Below are 11102 nucleotides of genomic sequence, written 5' to 3' on the forward strand. Positions count from 1 at the left end.
ATGGTTCCTCTCAACCCTGCGAAATGACCGTTGTCTTCCGCAGGAACAGGAGGAGCCCACATGACCAACGTATCCATCTTTCCACAACTCGACATTCCCCAGACCATCGCAGCCGGTCCCGGACCTGGCAACACCGATGCCCGCGTGCTGGCGCGGTTCGCAGGTGCAGGTTTAGCGGATCACATGCACCCGGATGTCCTGCGTGGCATGGTCGAATGCAAGCAGATGCTGCGCGAGGTCATGGGCACCGACAACATCCACACCTACGGCGTCGCCGGGACGGGGTGGAGCGGTCTGGACGTGATGTTCAGCGCCGTGATGCCCGGCGACAGTGTCGTGATGTTCGTCAATGGCACGTTCTCCGGCATCGACGGGCTGACCGTCCGGATGAAAGCCGCCACCGCTGAGGAACTCGCCGCCAACCCCATGGATCCGCAGCCCGCCAGCGTGACAATCATCAATGTGCCCCATGGCCAGTCCGTCACGGCCGAGATCGTGGACAAGGCGCTCGCCACGCACAAACCAAAATGGGCCGCGATGGCGCATTGGGAAACCGGTTCAGGCCGGGTGAATGACATCCAAGGGTTCTCCGATGCTTGCGAGGCGCATGGCGCAATGGGACTGGTCGATGCCGTCTCCTCGCTCGGCGTGGAAAACTTCCGCATTGACGACTACCCCGGTGTGCACGGCTGGGCCTCCTGCCCGCAAAAAGGCATCTGCTGCCTGCCGCTGACCTATGCACCGGTGTCCTTCACCGATCGCTACATCGACACCCTCAAGCAGACCGGCACCCGCACCTTTGTGCACCACCCGATCCTTGAGGCGCGCCATTGGGGCATCATCGACGGTCAGGACGTGGCAACCGGCACCTATCACCGCACCCACAGCGCCTACGCCGTTGCCGCCTTCCACGAAGCGCTGCGCATCACCCTGCAACAGACCGTTGCCCAGCGCGCCAAGGATTACGCTTTCCATGAAGCCGCGCTGAAGGAGGCTGTCACCGCGATGGGCTGTGACGTGACCTCCAACATGACATCGCTGATTGTCCTCAACCTGCCCGAAGACATGGCAGGCCGCGAGATGGAACTGGTGCAGCATTGCCGCGCGCAGAATTTCGGCATCTGGCCCACCCTGTCCGAACCCGTGCAGGTGCGCATCGGCATCCTGAACCTGCTGAACGAAGCCGCCATCACCGATATCGTCACCCGCTTCGGCGATGCGATGCGCGCACTTGGGGTCACCTTTGATCAGGCCGACGTGACCGCCGCACTGGATCGTCATTACCGCCGGGCCATCGCCGCCGAATAACGCCCGCAACGTCATACCTTTGGGAGGAGGGAAGATGGACATTCACGAATATCAAGCCAAGGAAGTGCTCTCCAATTTCGGGGTGGCCGTGCCGGACGGCGCGCTCGCCTATAGCCCCGAACAGGCCGCCTACCGCGCCCGCGAGTTGGGCGGGGAGCGGTGGGTCGTCAAGGCGCAGGTCCACGCCGGTGGGCGCGGCAAGGCAGGCGGTGTCAAAGTCTGCGCCAGCGACGTTGAGATCCATGATGCCACCGACGCGATGTTCGGCCAGAAGCTGGTCACGCATCAAACCGGCCCCGAAGGCAAAGGCATCTACCGCGTCTATGTTGAGGCCGCTGTGCCGATTGATCGGGAAATCTACCTCGGTTTCGTACTGGACCGGACATCGCAACGGGTGATGATTGTCGCCAGTGCAGAAGGCGGGATGGAGATTGAGGATATCTCGGCCGACAAACCCGAGAGCATCGTGCGTGCGACCGTCGAACCCGCCGTGGGCCTGCGCGAATTTCAGTGCCGTCAGATCGCCTTCAAACTGGGGATCGAAGCGTCGCTGGTCCAGCAGATGGTACGCACCCTGCAAGGCTGCTACCGCGCGTTCACCGAACTGGATGCCACCATGGTAGAGATCAATCCCCTTGTGGTGACTACAGACAACCGCGTCATCGCGCTGGACGCCAAAATGACCTTTGATGACAACGCGCTCTTCCGCCATCCACAGATCAGCGAGCTGCGCGACAAGTCCCAGGAAGATCCGCGTGAAAGCCGCGCGGCGGACCGTGGCCTGAACTACGTGGGTCTTGACGGTAACATCGGCTGCATCGTGAACGGTGCGGGTCTGGCGATGGCCACGATGGACACCATCAAACTCGCCGGGGGGGAGCCTGCGAACTTCCTCGACATCGGCGGCGGCGCCACGCCTGAGCGTGTGGCCAAAGCCTTCCGCCTCGTCCTGTCGGACAAGAACGTACAGGCCATTCTGGTGAACATCTTTGCAGGCATCAACCGCTGCGACTGGGTCGCCCAGGGGGTGGTGCAGGCGTTGCAGGACGTTGATGTGGACGTGCCCGTTGTCGTGCGCCTTGCGGGCACGAATGTGGAAGAAGGCCAGAAGATCCTCGCTCAATCCGGCCTGCCGATCATCCGCGCCGCCACCCTGAACGAAGCCGCCGAACGCGCCGTGGGCGCGTGGAAGAACGATCTGGCGCAAGCCACCAACGTGAGGGCCGTATCATGAGCATTCTGATTGAGCGCGACACCAAAGTCATCGTGCAGGGCATTACCGGCAAAATGGCCCGGTTCCACACCAAGGACATGCTGACCTATGGTACCAATGTCGTGGGAGGCGTGGTGCCCGGCAAGGGCGGTGAAACGGTTGAAGGTGTGCCCGTCTTCGACACGGTTGAGGACGCCGTTGCCGCGACAGGCGCCGAAGCCTCGCTGGTTTTCGTGCCGCCCCCCTTTGCCGCCGACAGCATCATGGAAGCCGCAGATGCGGGCATCCGCTATTGCGTCTGCATCACCGATGGCATTCCCGCGCAGGACATGATCCGGGTCAAACGCTACATGTACCGCTACCCCAAGGAACGCCGCATGGTGCTGACCGGGCCGAATTGTGCAGGCACCATCAGCCCCGGCAAAGCGATGCTGGGCATCATGCCGGGTCACATCTACCTGCAAGGTAATGTGGGTATCGTGGGCCGCTCCGGCACGCTGGGCTATGAGGCCGCGGCACAGCTCAAGGAACGCGGCATCGGGGTCTCTACCTCCGTCGGCATCGGCGGGGACCCGATCAACGGCTCCTCTTTCCGCGACATTCTGGAGCGGTTTGAACAGGACCCTGACACCCATGTCATCGCTTTGATTGGTGAAATCGGCGGCCCGCAGGAAGCCGAAGCGGCGGAGTATATCCGCGACCACATCTCCAAACCCGTCGTCGCCTATGTGGCTGGTCTGACCGCCCCGAAGGGCCGCACGATGGGGCACGCCGGCGCGATCATCTCCGCCTTTGGGGAAAGCGCGTCTGAGAAAGTTGAAATCCTCTCTGCTGCGGGTGTGACCGTGGCCGAAAACCCCGCCGTGATCGGCGAAACAATTGCAAAAGTGATGGAGGCCGCGTGATGGCTGTGAAACCCAATATCCTTGTGACCCGCCGCTGGCCCGCTGTTGTTGAACAAAAGCTGGCCGAAACCTACAACGTGGAACTCAACCGCTCTGACCGCCCGTTGTCGCCGTCGGACTTCCGCGATGCGATTGGCCGCTTTGACGCGGTGCTGCCCACCGTGACGGACAAGATCGGGCCAGAAGCGCTGGATGTGCCGCGTGCCCAGACCAAGATCCTTGCCAACTACGGCGTGGGGTTCAATCACATCGACGTGGACACCGCCGCACGGCGGGGGATCGCAATCACCAACACGCCCGATGTCCTGTCCGAATGCACCGCTGATCTGGCGATGACGCTGATGCTGATGGTCGCTCGCCGGGCGGGGGACGGCGAACGTGAATTGCGCGCAGGCAACTGGACAGGCTGGCGGCCCACGCATCTGGTGGGCACCAAAGTGTCGGGCAAAACGCTGGGCATCATCGGCTTTGGCCGCATCGGCCAGCAGATGGCGCGGCGCGCGCATTTCGGCTTTGGGATGGATATCGTCGTCTACAACCGCTCTGCGGTCGATCCGGCGGTGCTGGCGCAATACAACGCACGGCAGGTCGACACGATTGAAACCCTGCTGCCGCAGTGCGACTTCGTCTCCCTCCACTGCCCCGGCGGGGCGGAGAACCGGAACATGATCAACTCAGCCCGTCTCGATCTGATGAAAGAAGATGCCTTCCTGATCAACACCGCCCGTGGTGAGGTCGTGAACGAAAGCGCACTGGCGCAGGCCTTGATGTTTGACACCATCGGCGGTGCCGCGCTCGACGTGTTCGAAGCCGAACCCCGGATCAATCCGATGCTTGCCCAATGCGACAATCTGGTGATGCTGCCCCACCTTGGCAGCGCCACACGGGAAGCGCGTGAGGCGATGGGGTTCCGGGTCCTCGACAACCTCAACGACTTCTTCGAAGGTGCCGCCCCCCGCGACCTTGTCGCCTGATCGGAGCCTCCATAGCGAAACAGAAGGGGGCCAAAGCGCCCCCTTTTTCTATAGCGTACTCAGATCGGTGATCCCGCATTGCGCCATCGCGATGCTCAGCTCATCGCTCAACACATCCCACAGCGCGTTCAACCCGGCCTCTCCGCCTGCCGCGATGGCGAATTGCAGGATGCGCCCGAAAAAGGCGAAATCCGCGCCACTGCTCAGCACCTTCAACACATCTTCGCCTGACCGCAGGCCACTGTCGAAAAACAGCGGGAAATCCGGGCCGACAGCGTCCCGGATCTCCGGCAGGACGCCAAACGGCGACGGCGCGCTTTCCAGCTGCCGCGCCCCGTGGCTTGAGACCTGAATCGCATCAACGCCCCTGTCTTTCAGCATCTTCGCGTCTTCTGCATCCAGCACGCCCTTGACCACCAATTTGCCCGGCCAGGCCTCCCGCATGCGGGTCAGCGTGTCCCAATCCGCCGCCGCGCGGCTTTCGGTGCGGTCAAAATCGTATCCCGGCATGTCAAAATTCGCCATCTGCGGCTTGCCGTGAAAAAGGCTCGTCAGGGACCATTGCGGATGCAGCGCGAAATCAATGAACTGCTTGGGGCCGATGCGGAACGGCATCTTGAACCCATGGCGCAACTCGCGCGGGCGGCGGCCCACTTCGGGCACGTCCACGGTCAGCACCAGCGTCTTGTACCCCGCCTGCCGCGCGCGATCGACCAGCTTGAAGGTGCCCGCGCCATCGCCGCTGAAGTAAATCTGAAACCACGCATGGCCGTCGGCCACCTCGATGATCTTTTCCAGCGGCGTGGAGGCAACGGTCGACACCCCATGCGGCACCTTATGGCGCGCGGCCAGCCGCGCCAGCATCAGATCAGCGCCGGGCCAGGACAGATTGCACATGCCCATGGGCGCGATCCCAAAGGGCCGCTCCGCCGGGGCATCAAACAACGTGGTGGTCAAGGAGCGGTTGCTGACATTCTTGAGGATACGCGGCCGCAGCGTCATCGCATCCAGTGCCGCGCGGTTCCTGTCCGCCCCCGTTTCCCGGCCAGCCGAGCCGTCGATGTAGTCAAACACCATCCACGGCAACCGGCGTTTGGCCAGCCTGCGCGCGTCTTCAGCAGAATGGATGCCCTGTGCGCTCATGCCGACACCCACGCTGGCAGGCCAGCCTCTACGCGCCGCGCCGTTGGCCCCTGCCCAGTCGTCTTCGTTCTCAACGCCCGTCACTCCCCTTCGCCACATCGCCGTGATGCCCGTGACCGCTGAGTACATCGCACAGGTGTCTCGCACAATAGACCCGCCGCCGCCCAAACACGCCAATTCACCCGGTTTCCCCTGCGCCACATCTTCCCGATTGCACCCGCCAATTAAGCCAAGAAGATGCCGAGGCTGACTTAAAATTGTTACCTTCGGTCCCTAGCACTTTGTCCGGGGAGCAGTGCTGCTTGGTCTCGGTGTATCGATCTGTTGGCGACTTGTCCGACGTCGGATGTTCATGAATCTGGCTGCTCTCCACCGCGCGAATTCCACGGATAGAACATTCACATAGGAACGACGATATGCCCTCAACGATACCTGCCACTGACATCCACTCTGCCTCTGCAAACGGCATGGACGTGCCCATCGCAAGCGCCGAAGTGACCTTCTCCATCGCTGCCGAGTTTGTCGGCGCGGGCGGCGAAGGGGCCTCCGAAGTGGTCGCGCATGAGGATGGCAAGCTTTACGTCACCAACGGCGCCGAGGATCAGATCGACGTCTTCGACATCGCCACCAACAGCCTTTCGATGTCCATCACCCTTGGGGATCTCGATGGTTATGACGGGGTTCAATCCGTGGCGGTCAAGAATGGCGTGGTTGCTGCGGCCATCGCCCGCCCCAACGCCGACGTGACCGTGATCGACGGCACGATTGAGCAATCCCAACCCGGTTTCGTGGCCTTCTTTGACGCCGCCACCGGCGATCTGTTGTCGCGCGTGGATGTGGGCAACCTGCCCGATGCCGTGACTTTCAACGCCGATGGCACCACCCTGCTGGTCGCGGGCGAAGGGGAGAAAAACGACGACAGCGATCACGAGGATAACCCGCTGGGCACCGTCGCCCTGATCGACGTGACCGATCCCGAAACACCCGTTGCCACGATCCTCGATTTCACCGGGTTTGACGGCACCGAAGACGCGCTGCGCGCAGCGGGCGTTCGCATTCAGGACGGCACCAGCTTTGGCGAGGACGCAGAGCCGGAATACATCGCCGTCAGCCCGGATGGCACCACCGCTTTCGTGTCGCTTCAGGAAAACAATGCCATCGCCAAGATCGATCTGGCCACCGGCACTGTGGCTGAGGTGTTCTCCCTCGGCACGGTGGATTTCAGCACCGACAGCATGCTCGACCCCAATGACAATGGCGAAATCGACATCCGCCATTTCGACAATCTGGTGGGATTTCGCATGGCAGACGCCATCGCCAGCTTTGAGATTGACGGCCAGACCTACATCGCCACCGCAAACGAAGGTGACAGCCGCGATTTTGACGAAGACCGCGTGGACGACCTGATCGGCGACCTCGATGAAAGTGTCGATCCAACCGGGCTGGAGCGGCTCGAAGTCTCCACCACCGATGGCGATACGGACGGGGACGGCGACATTGACGTGCTGCACACTTTCTCCTCCCGCTCGTTCTCCATCTTCGATGACGACGGCAATCTGATCTTCGATTCCGGCCCGGAGTTCGAACAGATCATCGCCAACCTCGCCCCTGAGCGTTTCAATGATGACGACGGCGATGATGGAGAGGACAGATCAGACGCCAAAGGTCCGGAGCCGGAGGCCATCGTTGTCGGCGAAGTCGGCGGCAGCACCATGGCCTTCATCGGGCTGGAGCGCGACAGCGGCGTGATGATCTATGACATCAGCGATCCGGCAAATGCGCATTTCGTGAACTACATTCCACCTGCCTTTGTTGAAGGTACAGAAGAGGGCGACGTGGCCCGCCAAGGCCCCGAAACCATTGCATTCATCCCCGCAGAAGACAGCACCTCCGGTCAGGCGCAGATCGCCGTGGCATACGAGATTTCAGGCACCACCATCGTCTACGATCTGCAAGCAGCGGTGCCAGAACTCAGCATCGGGGAGATCCAAGGCGCGGGCCATCTCTCTGCCTACGAAGGACAGGACGTGCGCACAAATGGCATCGTCACCGCCATTGATGGCGCAGGCTTCTACATGCAGGATCCCGAAGGCGACGGTGATGACGCAACCTCTGACGCGATCTTTGTCTTCACCGGCTTTGGCAATACCGATGTGGTCAGCATCGGTGACGCCATCGACATTCAAGGCACTGTGGGCGAATTCATCCCCGGCGGCGCCAGCAGCGGCAACCTCTCAACCACCCAGATCAGCAGTGCCACAATCGAGGTGCTGAGCAGCGGCAATGCCCTGCCTCAGGCCGTCCTGCTGGGCGGCGCAGGCCGGACCCCGCCCACAGATGTGGTGATTTCTGACAGCGAACTGCCCGTGAACCTGCAAGACGACCCCGGCACCTTTAACCCCGAAACAGATGGCATCGACTTCTTCGAAAGCCTTGAAGGCATGCTGGTCGCAGTGGATGCCCCCACCGCCGTTTCCGCCACCAACCGCTTTGGCGAAACATGGGTGGTGGCCGATGACGGCGCGGGCGTGACCTCCCCCACGGGCGGGCTGAATGATCGGGGTGGGCTGACGATCAACGCCAACGCCGAGGGCACCGGGGATCTCAACCCCGAAAAGATCCAGATCCAATACGACCCCGATCTGCTGCCCGAGGGTTTTGAGCAATTCGACATGTTTGTCGGCGATTTCCTCAGCAACATCACCGGCGTGGTCGACTACGGCTTTGGCAACTACGAAGTCCGCGTGACGGAGGTCTTTGGCATTGAAGCCCCCACCACCAACGACCGGGAGACCACCGCGCTCTCCGGCTCAGAAGACCGACTGTCGGTGGCCACCTACAACGTCTTCAACGTCACTTCCGCCGAAGCGGACGGCGACGCAGATCAAATTGCGGAACTCGGCCAGCAGATCGCCAATAACCTCGGCGCCCCGGATATCCTCGCACTTCAGGAGATTCAGGACAACAGCGGCGTGGCGGATGACGGCACGCTGGATGCGGATGAAACCCTTCAGGCGCTTGTCGATGCGATCGAAGCGGCAGGCGGTCCGACCTACAGCTTCGTCAGCGCCATTGTCGATGAAGACGGCGAAAACGGCGGCGTGCCGGGCGGCAACATCCGCAACGCCTTCCTCTACAACGCTGACCGCGTGGAGATGAAAGAGGTCACAACGCTGGAGTCCGACAAACTGGCTGAATTCGGTGTGACCAACCCCAATGCCTTCGACGGCACCCGCGATCCGCTGCTGGGCACTTTCACTTTCGAAGGCGAAGACATCACGCTGATCAACAACCACTTCTCTTCCCGCTTCGGCTCCACCCCCGTCTTTGGCGCGGTGCAGCCTTTCGTGCAGGCCGGCGAAGCGGAACGCGAACAGCAGGCGCTGACCCTGAACGAAGTGGTCGATGCCCTGCTTGCCGATGACCCTGACGCCAATGTGTCCGTCCTGGGCGATCTGAACACCTTTGAGTTCACGGACGAGTTGGCCGAAGACCTGCCGGGTGTGGGAGAGGAAAAGGTGCTGACCAACCTGATCCAGGAAATGGAAGGGGATGAGGCCTATACCTTCAACTTCCAGGGCAACAACCAGTCGCTCGACCATATCTTTGTCACCGAAGGATTGCTGGAAGAGGTGGAAGTGGACGTGGTGCACCTGAACGTGGACTTCAGCGACAACGCCTCTGACCACGAGCCCATTGTGGCCACCTTCCTGCTCGGGGCGGACCCCGACATGCTGCTGGTCGGCAGGGGAGGCCGCGACGTTCTGGAAGGGGGCAGCGGGGACGATTCCATCCTCGGGCTGGGGGGGCGTGACACGCTTAACGGCAATGAGGGGGATGACTACATCTTTGGCAACGCCGGGCGCGACGTGATGAACGGCGGTGACGGCGACGATTCGATGTTCGGCGGCGCCGGACGGGACATCATCGACGGCGGCGCGGGCGACGATCAGCTCTTTGGCAACCGTGGCGCGGACAGGCTGACGGGGGGTGCAGGCGATGACCGGCTTGCGGGCGGCGGCGGCGCGGACGTCTTTGTCTTTGACGGCAGTTTTGGCAATGATGTGATCATGGATTTCCAGATCCACCGCGACACGCTTGATTTCGGCGGTGTGGACCCGGCAGATGTCAGCGTCACGCGCACCTTCTTCGGGATGGAAATCACTGTCGAAGGTGACACCGAAGGCACCGTTGTGCTGAGCGGTGTTTTCGACGACGACTTCGTTTTCGTCTGAATTTCCCACAGCACAATCGCGTCGGGCGAACCTGTTCCGGCCGACGCTTCTGTTGGCCGCGCGCCGGAAATTGACCTGCACATGTCGTCTTTCCTGCCCCATCACCGCAATTTGTTAGGATTTTCCGCAGAGGATTGGCGTTAAACGTTGCCCCATCCGCGCATTCGTTTATCACTTTTGCAGACAACGATAAGAAGCAGGCAAATGCAGCAAACAACAGGACCGATCCGGCCAGACCACGGCAAACGCAACGCCCGTGACTGGGTCAAGACCCTCTCGGAATACCGTGAACCAAGTATCGGGCGCAGTTCTGTGGAATTGGCATTGACGATTGTTCCCTTCGTGGCGCTTTGGGCGCTGGCCTGGTGGTCCCTGTCCATCAGCGGCTGGCTCGCCTTTGCGATATCGCTGCTGAATGCCGCGTTCCTGTTGCGCCTTTTCGCGATCCAGCACGACTGCGGCCATGGCGCGTTCTTCAACAACCGCACCGTCAGCGATTGGCTCGGCCGGGGGCTGGGCGTGCTGACCCTCACGCCTTATGACGTCTGGCGGCGCTCGCATTCCATCCACCACAGTTCTGCCGGGCACCTGGGACGGCGGGGCATCGGTGATGTGCATACCCTGACGGTTGCGGAATACCGCGCGCTTGGGCCGCTCAGACGGCTGCAATACCGGGCCTACCGGCACCCGATTGTGCTTTTTGGACTTGGGCCGGGGTATCTGTTCTTCCTGCAAAACCGCCTGCCCCTCGGCATGATGGCAAAGGCGCGCTATTGGGTCAGTGCCATGTGCACGAATGCCGCCATTCTGGTGGCCTTGTCCGTGATCCTCTACTTTGGGGGGGTGATGCCGATCCTGCTGATCTTCCTGCCCTCGACCATCCTTGCCGCCACCGCAGGGGTCTGGCTGTTCTACGTCCAGCACCAGTTCGAAGCCACCCATTGGGAAAACGACCCGGACTGGGACCTGCATGAAGCGGCCCTGCATGGCAGCTCGCATTATGTGCTGCCGTCAACGCTGCAATGGTTCAGCGCCAACATCGGCATTCACCACGTCCACCACCTCTACAGCCGCATCCCGTTCTACCGCCTGCCCGAAGTGCTGCGCGACCACGAAGTGCTGGCAACCGGCAACCGCATGACCATCCGCGAAAGCCTCGCCAACGCGCGCCTGCATCTGTGGGACGAAGAGAGCAAAACCCTGCTGTCATTCTCACAAGCCAAAGCCCTCGGCTAACCCCACGCACGCAGAGAGGCGCACCCCTTCTCCACCCGATGCCTGCCACGGCTGCCCCAGATCCACCGGGCAGCCACCATACCACCGC

General features: G+C 61.8%; 7 protein-coding genes. 6 read left to right on the forward strand and 1 reads right to left on the reverse strand.

The features are described from left to right. Positions 1-60: 60 nt before the first annotated feature. Genes Q1A91_RS19845 through Q1A91_RS19860 form a run of 4 tightly spaced genes read left to right on the forward strand, consistent with a single transcriptional unit; the run spans position 61 to position 4400 of the window. Positions 61-1308, forward strand: coding sequence for an aminotransferase class V-fold PLP-dependent enzyme (locus Q1A91_RS19845; RefSeq protein ID WP_299881821.1), 1248 nt, complete (start codon positions 61-63; stop codon positions 1306-1308). Between the two features lie 34 nt (positions 1309-1342). Continuing rightward, positions 1343-2542 (forward strand): malate--CoA ligase subunit beta, encoded by a 1200-nt coding sequence (locus Q1A91_RS19850; RefSeq protein WP_299881823.1) that lies wholly within the window; start codon positions 1343-1345, stop codon positions 2540-2542. Next, positions 2539-3426: a succinate--CoA ligase subunit alpha gene (sucD, locus tag Q1A91_RS19855; protein WP_299881825.1), complete on the forward strand. Its 888-nt coding sequence runs from the start codon at positions 2539-2541 to the stop codon at positions 3424-3426. The genes Q1A91_RS19850 and sucD overlap by 4 nt, the downstream gene beginning before the upstream one ends. Next, positions 3426-4400 carry a D-glycerate dehydrogenase gene (locus Q1A91_RS19860; protein WP_299881827.1) on the forward strand — a complete coding sequence of 325 codons (975 nt, stop codon included), beginning with the start codon at positions 3426-3428 and terminating at the stop codon, positions 4398-4400. Before sucD ends, Q1A91_RS19860 begins: the two co-directional genes overlap by 1 nt. Before the next feature lie 48 nt (positions 4401-4448). On the opposite strand, the gene Q1A91_RS19865 is transcribed toward Q1A91_RS19860, so the two are convergent. After that, a complete protein-coding gene (locus Q1A91_RS19865) occupies positions 4449-5543 on the reverse strand; it encodes an alpha-hydroxy acid oxidase (protein ID WP_299881953.1) in 1095 nt (364 codons plus the stop codon). 416 nt (positions 5544-5959) lie between these two features. On the opposite strand from Q1A91_RS19865, the gene Q1A91_RS19870 reads away from it, so the two are divergent. Next, on the forward strand, positions 5960-9778 hold the full coding sequence (locus Q1A91_RS19870; protein WP_299881828.1) for a choice-of-anchor I family protein: 3819 nt from the start codon (positions 5960-5962) through the stop codon (positions 9776-9778). A gap of 204 nt (positions 9779-9982) precedes the next feature. After that, positions 9983-11014 carry a fatty acid desaturase gene (locus tag Q1A91_RS19875; protein ID WP_299881830.1) on the forward strand — a complete coding sequence of 344 codons (1032 nt, stop codon included), beginning with the start codon at positions 9983-9985 and terminating at the stop codon, positions 11012-11014. The last annotated feature ends 88 nt before the right edge of the window (positions 11015-11102 follow it).

This window comes from uncultured Sulfitobacter sp. (assembly GCF_947500075.1).
Classification (GTDB): Bacteria; Pseudomonadota; Alphaproteobacteria; order Rhodobacterales; family Rhodobacteraceae; genus Sulfitobacter.